We start from the raw sequence: 16,196 nt of genomic DNA, 5'->3' as shown, positions 1-16,196 counted from the left end.
TCAGTCCAGGAAACCGCCCTGGGTCAGATAATCCCGCGCCACCGCGGCCGCAGGCTCTCCGCCGATCTGGATGCGGCCGTTCAGCGTTTGCAGGGTTTCCAGGGTCAGGGACGCGAAGATCGGCTCCAGCACGGCGGCGATCTGCGGATAGGCCTCCAGCACGGATGCGCGGACGATGGGGGCGGGCTGATAGACCGGCTGGACGCCCTTGTCGTCCTCCATCACCACTAGGCCCGCCTCGGCGATGGCGCCGTCGGTGCCATAGACCATGGCCGCGTTCACGCCGGATGTCTGCTGCGCCGCCGCCGCGATGGTGGCCGCCGTGTCGCCGCCTGCAAGCTGGACAAGCTGGTCGGGCGTCAGGGCAAAGCCATAGGCCTGCTGAAAAGCCGGCAGGGCCGCGGGCGAGGTCACGAATTCGCTGGATGCGGCCAGCTTCACCTGCCCCCCGCCTGCGATCCATGCGCCCATCTGCGACATGGTGGAAAGGTTGTTCGGTTCGGCCACGTCCTGGCGCAGGGCGATGGCCCAGGTGTTGTTGGCGGGCGCGGGCGTCAGCCAGACGATGTCGTTCTGCGCGCGGTCCAGTTCCGCCACGCGGGCATGGCCCTGGACCGCGTCCTTCCAGACGGGGCTGTCGGCCTCGTTGAAGAAAAAGGCGCCGTTGGCGGTGTATTCGGGATAGATGTCGATCTGCCCCGCCGTGATGGCATCGCGCATGATCGGCGTGCCGCCCAGTTGCAGCCGGTCCTGCACCGGCAAACCGGCGTCCTGCAGGGCCAGCAGGATCATGTTGCCCAGAAGCCCGCCCTCGGTGTCGATCTTGGACGACACGACAATGTCCTGGGCGGCAAGCGGCGTTGCCGCCATCAGCAGGGTGGCAACCAGCGGGGCAAGGCGGGACATGGGCGAAACTCCTGACAGGGGACGGGGGCAAGACGCCCCGGCCCGGTCAGGGTTCCCTTAAATCCGGGGCGGGTCAACCACCGAAAGCGCGGCTGCCCCCGGTCGATCCGAAACCCCCGCGAGAGGCGGCAGTGGCCCGCGACATCGGCGGCTGTCCGACGGTTGCGGCAGGCCGGGCGAACTGGCTGGGATTCAGCGCGGCGCGGCCGGTGTTGCTGGAAAACGTGCTGGTGCGCGCCGCATTGGTATAGCCGCCCTGGGGCGTGCGATACATCGGCTGGGACCGCGACAGCCCGCCGCCCCCCAGCATCGATCCGATCAGGTATCCCGCCAGCAGCGGCATGAAGATGCCGCCCGACCCGCCGCTGGTCTGGCTCGCCTCGGACCCGCAATTGCCGACGCCGTGCTGTTCCTCGCAGACCTGCAGGCTGTCGTAACGGGGGGCGGATTCGACATGCAGCTGCTCCGCCTCGGCGAAGGACTGGCGGCATTCGTCGGCGGTGAACAGCCCGCCTTCGTCGGCCGCGGCCAGGCAGGCGTTCAGGTCGGGAAAGGCCTGGGCGTCGACCTGTTCCTCGCGGCAACCGGCGATGGCGAAGCTGGCGGCGCCCAGGATGGTCAGCGCGACGGTTCTGGAACGTTTCCTCATGGCCTTCCCTCCTCAGTCGGCGATGAAATGCGGCTTGAAGCGCGACAAGTCCTGCGTGATGCGGGACTTGTCCTCTCGGATGCCCATGCCGACGCAGCGGTCGCCCACGATCCAGGCCCCGACGATGGGCCGGAAGCCGTCGAACTCGGGCAAGGGGGCATAGGCCTGGACGATGCGCGGATGGTCGTCATAATCGGTATTTGGGGAAGCCTCGGTCACATCGCCAGCCTCGACGATGCTGACGCCCGCGCCTTCGCGCGAAAAGATCGGCTTGACCACATGGCCGCGCTTGAACTGATCGGCCACCTTGTCGAAGGCGCTGGCCACCGCAGGCGCCGGACGGCCCCCCGCCACCAGCGCATCGGCCACATCGTCGGCAAAGAAGGCGGGCAGCAGGTTCGGATGGCCCGGAAACATCTGCCACAGCACGGGCAGGATCCCCTTGTTCGACACCAGCGCCTTCCAGGCCGGTTCCAGGAACAGGCAGCCCGAGCCCTTGATGTGGCGCGCATAATCGTCGCGCAGCAGGTCTTCCCAAGGATAGAGCTTGAACAGCGTGCCGATCACCCGGTCCTCGGCATCGACGAACTGGCCCTGCTTCGTCACGCCCAGCTTGTCCAGGTCGCTGTAATGCGCGCCCATCCCGGCCTCTCGCGCGGCCCAGGCCATGGCCTCGACGGTGGCGTAATCCTCGGGGTTGTTGGCGACTGCCGTGAAGTGGATGTCGGTATTCTTGGGGAACAGCGCGCGGAAGCGTTCGACCAGCGCCTCGTGGATGCCGTTGAACTGGTCGGCGCCCTGCGGCAGAACGCCCGCCGCAAGCTGGTCTTCCAGCCATTGCCACTGGAACGCCGCGCTTTCGTAAAGCGCCGTCGGCGTGTCGGCATTGTATTCCAGAAGCTTCGCCGGACCCGTGCCGTCATAGGCCAGGTCCAGGCGGCCATAGATCTCGGGCTCGTTCCGGCGCCAGCTGTCCGCCACCAGGTCGCGGTGGGGGGCCGGGATGCCCAACCGCTCCATCATCTGCTCACTGGTCACAATCTCGGCCACGGCATCGCGGCACATGGCATGGAGGTCGGTCGAGGGATCCTCGATATCGTCCTCGATCTGGCGCAGCGTGAACTGGTAGGCGGAGGTTTCGTCCCAATAGGGCTCGCCATGCATGTCGGCGAAGGTGAAGCCCACCTCTTTCGCGGTGTTGCGCCAGTGGGGCCGTTCGGGAAGGGTGATCTTTTGCATGAGCGGATCTGTAGCGCGGCTGAAGGGGCGGGGCCAGATGAAACGCGCCTCAGGCGCCCAGGGGTCCGGGGCGGCGTTCCTCGGACAGCATGACGTTGGCCTCGACCTGGCCCACGCCGGGCAGGGTCATGATCCGGCGGCGCAGGATGCGTTCAAAGTCGGAAATGTCGCGGGCGGTGATGCGCAGGCGGTAATCGAACTGGCCCAGGACATGCTGGACGGTCTGGACCTCGGGGATGGCGGTGACGGCGCGCTCGAAATCCTCGAGCGACGTGCGGCCCTTGGCGGCCAGGCGGATGCCCAGGAAGACGGTGACGCCAAAGCCAAGCGCGGCATTGTCCACGATCACCCGCCGCCCGGCCAGGATCCCGCTGTCCGTCAGCCGCTTGATGCGGCGCCAGGCGGCGGGCTGGCCGATGCCGATGGCGCGCCCGATTTCGGCGGCGCTTTTGGTGGCGTCACTGGCCAGGATGCGCAGGATCGCCAGGTCAGTCGCGTCCAGCCCGCTCACAGCGGCAGTTCCCCGCTGTCCTTGATGGTGCTGACCAGCATCAGCGCGTCGCTGTCGGACACATGCGGCAGGGTCAGGATCCGGTCGCGATAGATCTGCTGCCAATGCGCCATGTCGCGGGCGATCACCGACAGGCGCAGGTCCACGCTGCCCAGGAAGGTCTGGATTTCCGTCACCTCGGGCACCTCGCGCGCCGCAGAGATGAATTCGTCGAAGGCGCGGGGGTTGGTCTTGTCCAGCGTGAAGCGCAGGCTGACCTGGACCTCGTATCCAAGCGCGCGCCAGTCGATCCGGGATTGGATAGCGGCGATCACGCCGGTGTCGCGCAGTTTTTCCAGCCGCCGCCACAGGCTGGCCGGGGCGACCCCGGCGCGCTCTGCGAGAACGGCATTCGGCGCCTCGGGATCGGCCAGCAGGTGGCGGAGAATGCGAAGATCGGCTGCATCGGGCATGATTATTTCATTAACTGTCATATTGAGGCATGTCCATCATGCAGAAAGCTGCCTTGGTGATAGAAATAGATGCCAGTCCAGCCTTTGCGGCGCCTAGAAACTCTGCATCGGAGAGGAAAGGACCATCCCCATGCGCGTTTACTATGACCGCGATTGCGACGTGAACCTGATCAAGGACAAGAAGGTCGCGATCCTGGGCTATGGCAGCCAAGGCCATGCCCATGCGCTGAACCTGCGCGATTCGGGCGCCAAGAACGTCGTCGTCGCCCTGCGCGAGGGCAGCCCCTCGGCCAAGAAGGCCGAAGGCGAGGGCCTCAAGGTCATGGGCATCGCCGAGGCCGCGGCCTGGTGCGACCTGATCATGTTCACCATGCCGGACGAATTGCAGGCCGAGACCTACAGGAAATACGTCCACGACAACCTGCGCGAAGGCGCGGCCATCGCCTTTGCCCACGGCCTGAACGTGCATTTCGGCCTGATCGAGCCGAAGCCCGGCGTCGATGTCATCATGATGGCCCCCAAGGGCCCCGGCCACACGGTGCGCGGCGAATACACCAAGGGTGGCGGCGTGCCCTGCCTGGTGGCCGTCCACCAGGACGCGACCGGCAAGGCCATGGATCTGGGCCTGTCCTATTGCTCGGCCATCGGCGGCGGGCGGTCCGGCATCATCGAGACGAACTTCCGCGAGGAATGCGAAACCGACCTGTTCGGCGAGCAGGCGGTGCTGTGCGGCGGGTTGGTCGAACTGATCCGCCTGGGCTTCGAGACGCTGGTCGAGGCGGGCTATGAACCCGAGATGGCCTATTTCGAATGCCTGCACGAGGTGAAGCTGATCGTGGACCTGATCTATGAAGGCGGCATCGCCAACATGGACTACTCCATCAGCAACACGGCGGAATACGGGCAATATGTCACCGGCCCCCGCATCCTGCCCTATGAGGAAACCAAGGCCCGCATGAAGGCGGTTCTGGAGGACATCCAGCGCGGCAAGTTCGTGCGCGACTTCATGCTGGAAAACGCCGTGGGCCAGCCGACGCTGAAGGCCTCGCGCCGCGCCAATGACGAACACCAGATCGAGAAGGTTGGCGCGAAGCTGCGCGAGATGATGCCCTGGATTTCCAAGGGCAAGATGGTCGACCGCGCGCGGAACTGATAATGGTTTGCTATTATAAAGCCCGGCTTGCGCCGGGCTTTTTCTCTGAACTCTTAGGCTTCAAGAGGGTAGAGCCAGAGCGCACGCTCTGCTAGGTTTCCCCACGTTTCTCCGCGCTGACGACCGCTGACAACATAATCTAGGCGGGCAGCGAAGCGGAAGTTAGTCTCTGAGCCAATCTCTCCCTGCTGTGACCAATAATCCTTCGTCTGTTTGAATTTTTCATTCCGCCCTTTGAGAGAGAAGTGGTGTAATTTGGAATAAAGGTTTTCATCCATGCCCTCACTTTCCAAGTAGTTAACCATATTCAAGACATCTTCCCGTTGAAGATTTTTCAACTTGTCCTGCGTCCGGGTCTGAAAATCGGATGCGTCGTGGCGTTCCCACAATTGCTGCGACGGCTCGCCCGAGGTCTTGTTGACCATGATCCCCCGTTGAACGGCGGGACGGGCGGCGATCTCGTCATGCCAGCGGCGGACATGGCCATAGATGCCCGCGTCCAGGAAGGTCGCCGCGTCGCCATACAGCTTGCCCGCCACGACCTGCCCGTACCAGGGCCAGATCGCCATGTCGGCGATGGAATAGTCCTCGCCCGCCATGAAGCGGTTGTCGGCCAGGTGGCGGTTCAGCACGTCCAGCTGGCGCTTGGCCTCCATGGTGTAACGGTCGATGGCGTATTCGATCTTGACCGGCGCATAGGCATAGAAATGCCCGAAGCCGCCGCCCAGGAAGGGGGCCGATCCCATCTGCCAGAACAGCCAGTTCATCGCCTCGGTCCGCGCGGCCGGATCGGCGGGCAGGAAGGCGCCGAACTTCTCGGCCAGATAGACCAGGATGGATCCCGATTCGAAGACCCGGCGCGGCGGCGTCACGGAATGGTCCATCAGGGCGGGGATCTTGGAGTTCGGGTTCACCGCGACAAAGCCGCTGCCGAACTGGTCGCCGTCGCCGATGCGGATCAGCCAGGCGTCGTATTCGGCATCAAAGCCCGCTTCCAGCAGTTCCTCCAGCATGATCGTGACCTTCTGCCCGTTGGGCGTGGCCAGCGAATACAGCTGCAAGGGATGCCTGCCCATCGGCAGTTCCTTGTCATGGGTCGGGCCTGCCACGGGCCGGTTGATGCTGGCGAACTTGCCGCCGTTTTCGCCCTTCTGGGTCCAGACCTTCGGCGGGGTGTAATCGTCGGTCATGATGCCTCCTGACATGGGTTCGGCGGCAGGATGGGCGCGGGCCGGGCGAACATCAACCGCCAAAACGCTGGCGCATGTTCCCCCATTGTTCTAGCATGATCCCATGCTGCCGCCCCGCAACCCCGACGAACGCCTGAAGGCCCGTGGCACGGAGACCCGCCCCGACGGTCGGTTCGAGCCGTACCAGAGGGTGCGCGAATCCGACGGCTGGGACATCCCCGAGGACAGCCGCCTGCTGCGGACCGAGGTGGTGACGGAACGCCCGCGCAGCATCATCACGCGCAATACCTCTCCCGACATCTCCTTCGACCGCTCGATCAATCCCTATCGCGGCTGCGAGCATGGCTGCATCTATTGCTATGCCCGCCCGACCCATGCCTGGCTTGGCCTGTCGCCGGGCCTGGATTTCGAGACGAAGATCACCGCCAAGCCCGATGCGGCGGTGCTGCTGGCGCGCGAACTGGCGCGACCCTCCTATCGCCCGGCGCCGATTGCCTTGGGCACCAACACCGATCCCTATCAGCCGGTCGAATCCCGGCTGGCGATCATGCCGGGGATCCTGCGGGTGCTGTCGGACTGGAACCATCCGGTGACGCTGGTCACGCGCGGCCAGACCGTCCTGCGCGACCTTCCGCTCTGGGCGGAACTGGCGGCCAAGGACATGGCGGCGGTCGGCGTCAGCATCACCACGCTGGACGCGGATCTGGCCCGGGCGATGGAGCCGCGCGCCCCCGCGCCCGCCACCCGCCTGCGGATGATCCGCGAGCTGTCCGCCGCGGGCGTGCCGGTGCGGGTCATGGTCGCCCCCGTGATCCCCGTCCTGACCGAGCCCGAGATCGAGGCGATCCTGGCGGCCGCCCGCGAGGCGGGGGCCACCACCGCCAGCATGATTCCCCTGCGCCTGCCGCTGGAGGTCGCGCCCCTGTTCCGCGACTGGCTGGACCGCCACCGCCCCGGCATGGCCGCGCATGTGATGAACCGCGTGGGCGCCATGCGCGGCGGGCGCGACAACGACCCGCGCTTTGGCCACCGCTTCCGGGGCGAGGGCACGTTTGCCGACCTGGCCCGGCAACGCTTCCGCCTGGCGCGCAGGCGGTTGGGATACCGCAACGAGGGCGCAGCCCTGGATTGCAGCCGCTTCGGCCCGCCGCCCCGGGCGGGCGAGCAATTGTCGCTGTTCTAGGCCCCTCGGTCCTGTTCGTTCTTGGCCCACAGGTATCCGATGAAGGCCCCCTTGACGAAACGCAGCAGGACCAGCGTCACAAGCGTGGTGATCACCCCCGTGATCACCAGCAGCATCACCGGACTGGGGCGGAACAGAACCCAGGTAAAGCCGATCAGCGGGATCAGCAACAGCAGCATGATCGTCATGGTGAAGAAGGCCGGTCCGTCGGCGGCGGGATAGCGACCCAGGGGGGCGTGGCAGGTCTCGCATTCCGCAGGCACCCCCAGGTATCCGCGCAATAGCTTTCCCTTGCCGCAGTTCGGGCATCTGTTCAGCAAGCCCCGGGTGATGGCTGTCCGGCTGTCGCGTTCTTCGCTCATGATGCAGGCCTTTGCGGTTCGGTTCCGGGTTGGCGGCCGCGCCGGGGGCGCGGGACGGTCACAAGGGCAGGCAGCGCCAGCGCCAGCAGCAGCCCCGCCAGCGGCAACGAGAAACAGAACCCCGCCACCGCATAGCCCAGGGCACCAACGATCCCGCCCAGCACATAGGTTCCGACCAGGGCCAGCAGGATCCGCAACTTTGTCCCATCCACCCGCACCGCGCTGTTCGGCTGGACCAGGCGGTACAGGGCGCGGCCGCCCTCGATGCCGATGTCGGTGATCATGCCGGTCGCATGGGTCGTCCTGATGCGCGCGCCCGAGATCTTGGTGATCGTGGCGTTCTGCATCCCCATGATGAAGCACAGGAGGGCCAGGGCGAACAGGCGGGCCGGCGGACTGGTGACGATCCCGCCCAGGGCAAAGAAGGCCAGGCATCCGCCCTGCACCGCAAGGGGCAGCGCGAATTGCCGCCGCCCCGTCCGGTGCCGCGCCCAGTTGACCAGAAAGGTGCTGGCCATCGCGCCCGTGACAAAGGACGCAATCGCCAGTACCGCCGTCGCCGTGACCAGCAGATTGCCCATCACAAGGCTGTCGGCGATCTGCGACAGGTATCCCGTCATGTGGGACGTGTACTGCCCCAGGGCGAAGAACCCGCCCGCGTTCGAGGCCCCCGCGATGCCTGCCAGAAACAGGGCCAGGATGAAGTCGCTGCCTGGGCTGCGGCGGTGGCTGACCAGCACCCTGGCCGCCGCAAAGGGTCTGGTCATGCGGTTGCGTCTTGCCATGCCGATGGTCTAGCGCGCGCAAGGCCGCCTGTCAGCCATCCCCGCTGCGGCGAAAGCGCCTAGTATTCCCCGACCGAACTGAAGCCGCCAAGCCGCGCCGCAATCTCCTCCAGCGAGGGGCGGGGGCCTGCGGGGCGCGTTTCCAGCGCCTCGCGCATGGCGCGCAGATGGGCGGGCGTGGTGCCGCAGCAGCCGCCGATGATGCGCACGCCCAGGTCGCGGGCCAGGCAGGCGTAATCGGCCATGATGGCGGGCGTGCCGTCGTAATGGAGGTTCCCGTCCTCCAGATGCGGGATGCCCGCATTGCCCTTGGCGATGATCGGCCGTTCGTTGCCGGATGCCACGAAGTCGCGCACCGTGCGCAAGAGATCTGCCGCCCCCACGCCGCAATTCGCGCCGTAAGCCAGAGGCGGGTTCGGCAGCCGTTCCACCAGCGCCGACAGCTGCGCCGAGGTCACGCCCATGATGGTGCGGCCCGCGGTGTCAAAGCTCATCATCCCGCACCAGGGCATGTCGGCCAGATGCGCGGCCTCGGCGGCGGCGCGGAATTCGCGTTCGCAGCTGATGGTTTCGACCCACAGCACGTCCGCGCCGCCTTCCTTCAGCGCCTCGGCCTGTTCGTGGAACATCGCGACGGCGCTGGCGTGTGACAGGCTGCCGACGGGGGCCATGATCTCGCCCGTGGGGCCGATGTTGCCCGCGACCACCACAGGGCGCCCCGAGGCGTCGGCGATGTCGCGCGCCATGGCGGCCCCCGCAAGGTTCACCTCGCGCACGCGATGGGCCGCGCCCTGCAGGCGCAGGCGGCTTGCATTGCCGCCAAAGGTGTTGGTCAGGAACAGGTCGGCCCCGGCATCCACCGAATCGCGATACAAACGGCGCACCAGGTCGGGCCGGTCGATGTTCCACAATTCGGGCGCGACATTCGAGGGCAGGCCCATGTTGAACAGGTTCGTTCCTGTCGCGCCGTCGGCCATCAGCCAGTCACGCTTGGCAAGAAGCTGGCTCAATGGGTCGGGCATCCGGTACCCCCAGGCAAAATGCGAAAGCTCCGTCCAGGGACGGCTACCAATCATCAAGTCCATGATACGTCTGGTTCCGATGGGAAACAATTTGCATCGGAACGAAAAAAGGGCCGCAACGGTTTCCCGCCACGGCCCTGAACTTTGCGTGTACGCCCGGGATCAGGTCCGGTCGTCGTCGTCGTTCGCCGCACCGATGTCGTCGAACAGCTCGGCGATCTCGAATTCGGCGGCGGCATCGGCCTCGGCGGCCAGATCCTGGATCGACTTGCCCTGCGCCTGCAGCTCGGCTTCCTCGGGCGAACGGGCGACGTTCAGCACGATGGTCGCGTCAACCTCGGGGTGCAGCACGACGCTGACCTCGTGCAGGCCCAGTTCCTTGATCGGCTGGTTCAGCACGACCTGCTTGCGGTCCAGCGTGAAGCCGTTGGCGGTCGCGGCCTCGGCCGCGTCGCGGGTGGTCACGGACCCATACAGCGCGCCGGCGTCCGATGCCGACCGGATGACCACAAAGGTCTGGCCGTTCAGCGTGTCGGCGATCTTCTGCGCCTCGGCCTTGGATTCGGCGTTCTGCGCTTCCAGCTGAACCTTGCGGTTCTCGAAGGACTTGATGTTGGCGTCCGATGCGCGCAGCGCCTTGCCCTGCGGCAACAGGAAGTTGCGGGCAAAGCCTTCTTTCACGTTGACGACTTCGCCCATCTGGCCAAGTTTCGCCACGCGTTCCAGCAGGATGACTTGCATGTCCCCGTCTCCTTACTTCACGACATAGGGCAACAGGGCCAGGAAGCGGGCGCGCTTGATGGCACGGGCCAGCTCGCGCTGCTTCTTGGCCGAGACGGCGGTGATGCGCGAGGGCACGATCTTGCCGCGTTCGGAAATGTAACGCTGCAGCAGGCGCGTGTCCTTGTAGTCGATCGCAGGCGCGTTCTCGCCCGAGAAGGGGCAAACCTTGCGGCGGCGGAAAAACGGTTTGTTGGCCATGATCAGATCCTTTCAGTCCGCTCGCGGCGCTCGCCGCGGTCAGCGCGGTCGCCACGGTCACGATCACCACGGTCGCCGCGCGGGCGGTCGCCACGATCGCCACGGTCCCCACGCTCGCCGCGTTCCTCGCGCTTCTGCATCTGGACCGAGGGGCCTTCCTCGTGCTTGTCCACGCGCACGGTCATGACGCGCATCACGTCGTCATGCAGGCGGGCCAGGCGTTCCATTTCCTGCACGGCGGCCGAGGGCGCGTCCGAACGCAGGAAGGCGTAATGGCCCTTGCGGTTCTTGTTGATCTTGTAGGCCAGGGTGCGAACGCCCCAGTATTCGTTCTCGATGACGCGGCCGCCGTTGTCGGCCAGCACCGTCGAAAAGTGTTCGATCAGCCCTTCGGCCTGCGTGTTCGACAGGTCCTGGCGGGCGATCAGCACATGCTCGTACAGAGCCATGGCATCCCTTTCAGTTGCAAGACGCATTTCATCGACGGGCAACCCTTCCGCGCCCGTCACGAGAGGCTGCGCCGGTGGCAAGATCTCGGCGGAAGGATGGGGCCTTATAGCGGCGAACACCGGGGATGCAAGGTGATTCGGGGGGTGCCCGGCCCGCGCAGGGCGGACCGGGCAGGGCCGGGTCAGCGCACCAGCATCGGCTGGGGCTGCGGCGTGTCGGCCTCGCGCACGGGCAGGACCGGATGCACGATCTGGGGCTGCTTGCCGGTCAGGGTGCCCAGGAAGGCCACGATCTCGTCCACCTGGGGTTCGGCCAGTTCGGTGCCCAGCTGGGACGAGGACATGATCTGGACCGCCTCGCGCAGGTCCCAGACGGCGCCGGAATGGAAATAGGGCGCGGTCAGCGCCACGTTGCGCAGGGGGGCTGCGCGGAAGACGTATTCATCGTCCGCCGTCTGCGTCACGGTGAAGCGGCCCCGGTCGCCTTCGGGCAGGATCGAGCCGCCCGGACGTTCAACCACGCCGAAGGGATAATAGTCCTGCCCGCCGACGTTGCGGCCCGAATGGCAGGTGGTGCAGCCGGTGTCCATGAAGGCCGCGAGCCCGCGCTTTTCCTGTTCCGTCATGGCCGCGTCGTCGCCTTTCAGGAAGCGGTCGAAGTCGCTGTCCGGGGTGATCAGCGTCGCCTCGAAGGATTCGATGGCGCGGGCGAAGTTGTCGAAGCTGACAGGCGTCGCCTCGTCGGGGAAGGCGGCCTTGAAGGCATCCACATAGCCCGGCATGGAATTCAGCGTGCCGATCAGGTTCTCGGGGGTGTTGTTCATCTCGACCCCGGCCTGCAGCGGGCCCTTGGCCTGGGCGGCCAGGTCGGGGGCGCGGCCGTCCCAGAACTGCGCGACGTTGAAGACCGAGTTCAGCATGGTGGGCGAGTTGCGCGGCCCCTGCTGCCAGCCATGGCCGATCGAGGTGGTCAGCCCGTCCACGCCGCCCAGGCCGACGTTGTGGCAGGTCTGGCAGGAAAACAGCCCCGACACCGACATGCGCGGATCAAAGAACAGCATCGCCCCCAGTTCCACCCGCTCGGGCGTCAGCACGTTGTTCGGCGGCGCCTGCGGCGTGTCCGGGATCGGCTCGAACCATTCCAGGGCGGCCTGGCGCAGGTCGGCATCGGCTGGCAATTCGGTCTGGGCCAGCACCGGCTGGGCCAGGACGCCCAGGGCGGCGATGGCAAGGAGGGATGTCTTCATGGCTGTCTCTCGTTTCAGGTCTCGCGCGCTCCTGACGGGATCATAACCCGGCGGGCGGGGCCCCGCCCTGACACAGATCAAATGGCGACGCTTGCGGCGCGCCCGGCGCTGCGCCACCTTGGGCCAACGCAAGGGGGCAGGGAAGGTTGCAATGGCGCTGGAAGATGCGAAGAACGAGGTCGATCAGGCCTTTACCCGGAAAGACCCGCGCGGGCCGTCCTTCGAGAACGCCTTCGGCGGGGCCACCAGTTTCCTGCGGCGCTGCTATGCCAAGGACCTGGCGGGCGTGGACGTGGCGGTGACGGGGATCCCCTTCGACCAGGCGGTGACGCATCGCCCCGGCGCGCGCTTCGGCCCCCGCGCCATCCGCGAGGCATCGACGCTGCAGCCCTATGACCCGCCCTATGGCTGGGGCTATGACCCGCTGTCGGCGCTGGCGGTGGTGGATCACGGCGACATGGCCTTCGATTACGCCAATGTGCGCGCGGTGCCCGCCCGGATCGAGGCGCATGTGGGCGCGATCCTGGACGCGGGCGCGGCGCCGATCACGCTGGGGGGCGATCATTCCATCACCCTGCCGATCCTGCGCGCGGTGGCCGCCCGGCGCGGGCCAGTGGCGCTGATCCAGTTCGACGCCCATTCCGACAGCTGGGCGGACGACGATCCCGACCGGATCGACCACGGGACGTTCCTGTATAAAGCCATCCGCGAGGGGGTGGTGGACCCGGTGGCCAGCGTCAGCGTCGGCATCCGCACGGAAAACCCCGACACGCTGGGCGTGACCATCCTGGACGCTGCGGGGGTGCATCGCGACGGCGTGGACGCCACGCTGGCGAGGGTCCGCGCGGTGGTGGGCGAGCGCCCGGTTTACATCACCTTCGACATCGACGCGCTGGATCCGGCCTTCGCGCCCGGCACCGGCACGCCGGTCTGGGGCGGGCTGGCAAGCTGGCAGGCGGCGGCGCTGCTGCGCGGGCTGGCGGGGGTGGACCTGATCGGCGGCGACGTGGTCGAGGTCTCACCCCCCTATGACACGACCGGGGCCACGGCGATTGCGGGGGCGCATGTGGCGATGGAGTTGATCGCGCTTTATGGCTGGACCCGGCGCTGAGTTGCGTCCCGCGGTGGCCGGGGGCGCTTCGCCCCCCGGACCCCCCGAGGATATTTGCAGTCCAAAGCAGGCTTGCCGGTTTTGTGGCGCGCGGGTAAGCCCCCGCCATGTTGCCCGAAGATCGCCTGTCCCAGATCGTCCAGCGGTTCGAGTTTCTCGAAGCGCAACTGAATGCCGGCGCGGCGCCCGACCAGATCGCCCGGATCAGCCGCGAATATGCCGAGCTGAAGCCCGTGGTCGAGCAGATCGCCCGCTGGCGCGCCGCCCGCGACGAGCTGGCCGAGGCCGAGGCGATGCTGGCCGACCCCGAGATGCGCGATCTCGCCGCCGAAGAACTGGCCCGGCTGCGCGAGGAGATGCCCGCGCTGGAACAGGCGCTGCGCGTCGCCCTGCTGCCCAAGGACGCGGCCGACGCCCGCCCCGCCATCATCGAGATCCGCCCCGGCACCGGCGGGGACGAGGCCGCGCTGTTCGCGGGCGACCTGCTGTCCATGTATCGCCGCCATGCCGAACAGCAGGGCTGGACCTTCCAGATGCTGGACCTGACGGAAACGGAACTGGGCGGCGTCAAGGAAGCCGTGGCGAGGATCGAGGGCGAGGGGGTCTTTGCCCGGCTGAAATACGAATCCGGCGTCCACCGCGTCCAGCGGGTGCCCGAAACCGAATCAGGCGGGCGCATCCATACCAGCGCCGCGACCGTGGCCGTGCTGCCCGAGGCCGCCGAGGTCGATATCGACATTCCCGCGACCGACATCCGCATCGACACCATGCGCGCCAGCGGGGCGGGCGGGCAGCATGTGAACACGACCGACTCGGCGGTCAGGATTACCCACCTGCCGACCGGCATCGTCGTCACCAGCAGCGAAAAGTCCCAGCACCAGAACCGCGCCAATGCCATGGCCGTGCTGCGCGCGCGGCTTTACGACATGGAACGTAGCCGCGCCGATGCGGAACGGGCGGCGGACCGCAAGTCTCAGGTGGGCTCGGGCGACCGCAGCGAACGGATCCGCACCTATAACTTTCCGCAGGGGCGGATGACCGACCACCGCATCAACCTGACGCTTTACGCGCTGGACCGGATCATGGCGGGCGACCTGGCCGAGATCATCGACGCCCTGACCGCCCATGACCAGGCCGCCCGCCTGGCCGCCGAGGGATGAGGCTGTCCGACGCCCGGCGCGAGGCCGCCCGGCGGCTGGCCGCCGCCGGAATCCCGGGTGCCGCACGCGACGCCGACCGGATCCTGGCGGCCGTGCTGGGGATCGAGCCCGCCCGGCTGCGCATCGTCGATGACCGCGACCTGACGGCGGACGAACGGGCGCGGCTGGACGCGGGCCTTGCCGCCCGCGCCGCCTGCCAGCCGGTGGCGCAGATCGTGGGCTTTCGGGACTTCTATGCCCACCGCTTTCGCGTCACGCGCGACACGCTGGACCCCCGCCCGGAAACCGAGGTGCTGGTCGGGGCGGCGCTGGATCTGCCCTGGGCCAGCGTGCTGGACCTGGGGACGGGGACCGGGGCGATTCTCATCTCGCTTCTGGCGGCGCGGCCGGGGGCAAGGGGGCTTGGCACCGACATCTCGGGCGCGGCCCTTGAGGTGGCGCGGGGGAATGCGAAAGTCATCGGCGTGACGGCCGATTTTGCCTTGGCCGACTGGTATCGGGGGATCACGGGCCGCTTCGACCTGATCGTCTCGAACCCGCCCTATATCGCGCTGTCCGAGATGGCGGGCCTTTCCCCCGACGTGCGGGAGTGGGAGCCGCATGGCGCGCTGACCGACGGGGCCGACGGGCTGACCGCCTATCGCGCCATTGCGGCGGGGGCGCGGGACCATCTGGCCCCGGGCGGGCATGTGCTGGTCGAGATCGGGCCTGCCCAGGGGGCGGCGGTTTCGGCGATCCTGGCCGGTGTGGGGGCTGAAACACGCGTGATCGCCGATCTGGACGGGCGGGACCGTGTTGTTTGGGCCCGCTTTCCCGCCTGAAGGCCCGGAATCGCGGGCTTTCGCACGATTTCGCTTGTCAGCCAGCCCGGGGCGTGGTTAGTCGCCCTTGTGCAGGGGGCAGCGATGCCCGGGCACGGGTCAGCCTGAACAAGCCGATTCCCTGGTGAACGCCGCCCTGCGTTCGTTCGGGCGCAAGGCGCGGGCTGAACGGCAAGGCGAGCCCATTGAACCGCTGCCACCGCCCGCGAAGCCGTCCAGATCCCTGGAAACCCGGATCAACTGGAACACAAGCAGACAAAACTGATGAGATCATCGAAATCCCGCTCGCGCAACAAGTCGAACCGCCAGCGCAGCACGCTTGGCAATGTCGTCAACCGCGTCTTTGACAGCTCGGGCCCCGAAGGCAAGGTGCGCGGGACGCCCCAGCAGATCATCGACAAGTACCTGACGCTGGCGCGCGACGCGCAATTGTCGGGCGACCGCGTGGCGGAACAGGCCTTCCTGCAACATGCCGAGCATTACACCCGGATGCTGGGCGAGGCGCAAAAGGAAATGGCCGATCGCCAGCAGTTCCACCAGAACCGCCAGGACGGCGAGGACGGCCGCGAAAGCCAGCCCTATGGCGGCAACGGCCAGCAGCAGCGCGACCAGAACGGCCGCGACGACAACCGCCGCGACACGGGCGCGCGCGAGAACGGTCATCGCGACCAGCAGCGCGACAATGGCCCGCGTGAAAATGGCCAGCGCGACCAGCGTGATCATGCGCCCCGCGACCAGGACCGCCGCGACCAGCCGCGCCCAGAGCCCGTGGTGGCCGAGCGCCGCGAGGACGACCAGCCCGCCCGCCAGCCGGACCCCGCCCCCGAAGCGCAGCCCCGGCTTGAGGGTCTGCCGGATGCGCTGACGACTGTCGAGGAGGAAGCCGCCGGTCCGGTCGAGACGCCCGAGGCCACGGCCAAGCCCGCCCGCAGCCGCGCCCCGCGCGCGCCCCGGGGCGAAAAGCCCGCCGCGCCG

At 67.3% G+C, this 16,196-nt stretch carries 18 protein-coding genes and 1 pseudogene; 6 read left to right on the top strand and 13 right to left on the bottom strand.

Features of this window, described 5'->3' with window-relative positions; all coding sequences use genetic code 11:
* The 5 genes from osmF to JX613_RS05470 form a co-directional block, all read right to left on the bottom strand.
* The gene (gene osmF / locus JX613_RS05490) at positions 1-906 is read right to left on the bottom strand and encodes a glycine betaine ABC transporter substrate-binding protein OsmF (protein ID WP_207100463.1); all 906 of its coding nucleotides are present in this window, start codon (positions 904-906) and stop codon (positions 1-3) included.
* 73 nt (positions 907-979) lie between these two features.
* Positions 980-1,555: a DUF1190 domain-containing protein gene (locus JX613_RS05485; protein ID WP_207100462.1), complete on the bottom strand. Its 576-nt coding sequence runs from the start codon at positions 1,553-1,555 to the stop codon at positions 980-982.
* A 12-nt stretch (positions 1,556-1,567) separates the two neighbouring features.
* On the bottom strand, positions 1,568-2,794 hold the full coding sequence (locus JX613_RS05480; protein ID WP_207100461.1) for a glutathionylspermidine synthase family protein: 1,227 nt from the start codon (positions 2,792-2,794) through the stop codon (positions 1,568-1,570).
* A 49-nt stretch (positions 2,795-2,843) separates the two neighbouring features.
* Positions 2,844-3,305, bottom strand: coding sequence for an Lrp/AsnC ligand binding domain-containing protein (locus JX613_RS05475; RefSeq protein WP_207100460.1), 462 nt, complete (start codon positions 3,303-3,305; stop codon positions 2,844-2,846).
* Positions 3,302-3,757 (bottom strand): Lrp/AsnC family transcriptional regulator, encoded by a 456-nt coding sequence (locus JX613_RS05470; protein ID WP_207100459.1) that lies wholly within the window; start codon positions 3,755-3,757, stop codon positions 3,302-3,304. Before JX613_RS05470 ends, JX613_RS05475 begins: the two co-directional genes overlap by 4 nt.
* 130 nt (positions 3,758-3,887) lie before the next feature.
* On the opposite strand from JX613_RS05470, the gene ilvC reads away from it, so the two are divergent.
* Positions 3,888-4,910: a ketol-acid reductoisomerase gene (ilvC, locus tag JX613_RS05465; RefSeq protein ID WP_207100458.1), complete on the top strand. Its 1,023-nt coding sequence runs from the start codon at positions 3,888-3,890 to the stop codon at positions 4,908-4,910.
* Between the two features lie 332 nt (positions 4,911-5,242).
* Here ilvC and yghU read toward each other — a convergent pair.
* Positions 5,243-6,100, bottom strand: a pseudogene (gene yghU, locus JX613_RS05460) (glutathione-dependent disulfide-bond oxidoreductase); the annotation flags it as partial.
* A gap of 103 nt (positions 6,101-6,203) precedes the next feature.
* On the opposite strand from yghU, the gene JX613_RS05455 reads away from it, so the two are divergent.
* Positions 6,204-7,283 carry a PA0069 family radical SAM protein gene (locus tag JX613_RS05455; RefSeq protein WP_207100457.1) on the top strand — a complete coding sequence of 360 codons (1,080 nt, stop codon included), beginning with the start codon at positions 6,204-6,206 and terminating at the stop codon, positions 7,281-7,283.
* On the opposite strand, the gene JX613_RS05450 is transcribed toward JX613_RS05455, so the two are convergent.
* The 7 genes from JX613_RS05450 to JX613_RS05420 form a co-directional block, all read right to left on the bottom strand.
* Entirely contained in the window at positions 7,280-7,645 is a 366-nt protein-coding gene (locus JX613_RS05450) for a DUF983 domain-containing protein (RefSeq protein ID WP_207100456.1), read from the bottom strand. The genes JX613_RS05455 and JX613_RS05450 overlap by 4 nt on opposite strands.
* Positions 7,642-8,412, bottom strand: coding sequence for a YoaK family protein (locus JX613_RS05445; protein ID WP_207100455.1), 771 nt, complete (start codon positions 8,410-8,412; stop codon positions 7,642-7,644). The genes JX613_RS05450 and JX613_RS05445 overlap by 4 nt, the downstream gene beginning before the upstream one ends.
* Positions 8,413-8,489: 77 nt before the next feature.
* Positions 8,490-9,452: a betaine--homocysteine S-methyltransferase gene (bmt, locus tag JX613_RS05440; RefSeq protein WP_207100454.1), complete on the bottom strand. Its 963-nt coding sequence runs from the start codon at positions 9,450-9,452 to the stop codon at positions 8,490-8,492.
* Between the two features lie 162 nt (positions 9,453-9,614).
* Positions 9,615-10,193: a 50S ribosomal protein L9 gene (rplI, locus tag JX613_RS05435; protein WP_207100453.1), complete on the bottom strand. Its 579-nt coding sequence runs from the start codon at positions 10,191-10,193 to the stop codon at positions 9,615-9,617.
* 12 nt (positions 10,194-10,205) lie between these two features.
* Entirely contained in the window at positions 10,206-10,433 is a 228-nt protein-coding gene (gene rpsR / locus JX613_RS05430; protein ID WP_103173059.1) for a 30S ribosomal protein S18, read from the bottom strand.
* A 2-nt stretch (positions 10,434-10,435) separates the two neighbouring features.
* The gene (gene rpsF / locus JX613_RS05425) at positions 10,436-10,882 is read right to left on the bottom strand and encodes a 30S ribosomal protein S6 (RefSeq protein ID WP_207100452.1); all 447 of its coding nucleotides are present in this window, start codon (positions 10,880-10,882) and stop codon (positions 10,436-10,438) included.
* Between the two features lie 182 nt (positions 10,883-11,064).
* Positions 11,065-12,129 carry a cytochrome-c peroxidase gene (locus JX613_RS05420; protein ID WP_207100451.1) on the bottom strand — a complete coding sequence of 355 codons (1,065 nt, stop codon included), beginning with the start codon at positions 12,127-12,129 and terminating at the stop codon, positions 11,065-11,067.
* A 151-nt stretch (positions 12,130-12,280) separates the two neighbouring features.
* Between JX613_RS05420 and speB the strand changes: the two genes are divergently transcribed.
* The 4 genes from speB to JX613_RS05400 form a co-directional block, all read left to right on the top strand.
* Positions 12,281-13,240 carry an agmatinase gene (gene speB, locus JX613_RS05415; RefSeq protein WP_207100450.1) on the top strand — a complete coding sequence of 320 codons (960 nt, stop codon included), beginning with the start codon at positions 12,281-12,283 and terminating at the stop codon, positions 13,238-13,240.
* 107 nt (positions 13,241-13,347) lie between these two features.
* Positions 13,348-14,400: a peptide chain release factor 1 gene (gene prfA, locus JX613_RS05410; RefSeq protein ID WP_207100449.1), complete on the top strand. Its 1,053-nt coding sequence runs from the start codon at positions 13,348-13,350 to the stop codon at positions 14,398-14,400.
* Positions 14,397-15,221, top strand: a complete 825-nt coding sequence (prmC, locus tag JX613_RS05405) for a peptide chain release factor N(5)-glutamine methyltransferase (RefSeq protein ID WP_207100448.1) — start codon at positions 14,397-14,399, stop codon at positions 15,219-15,221. The genes prfA and prmC overlap by 4 nt, the downstream gene beginning before the upstream one ends.
* Positions 15,222-15,485: 264 nt before the next feature.
* Positions 15,486-16,196 (top strand): DUF4167 domain-containing protein (locus JX613_RS05400; protein ID WP_207100447.1); only part of this gene is annotated, 711 nt, incomplete at its 3' end.

Source organism: Paracoccus shandongensis (assembly GCF_017315735.1).
Lineage (GTDB): Bacteria > Pseudomonadota > Alphaproteobacteria > Rhodobacterales > Rhodobacteraceae > Paracoccus > Paracoccus shandongensis.
This window is presented reverse-complemented; position numbering and strand designations above follow the sequence as displayed.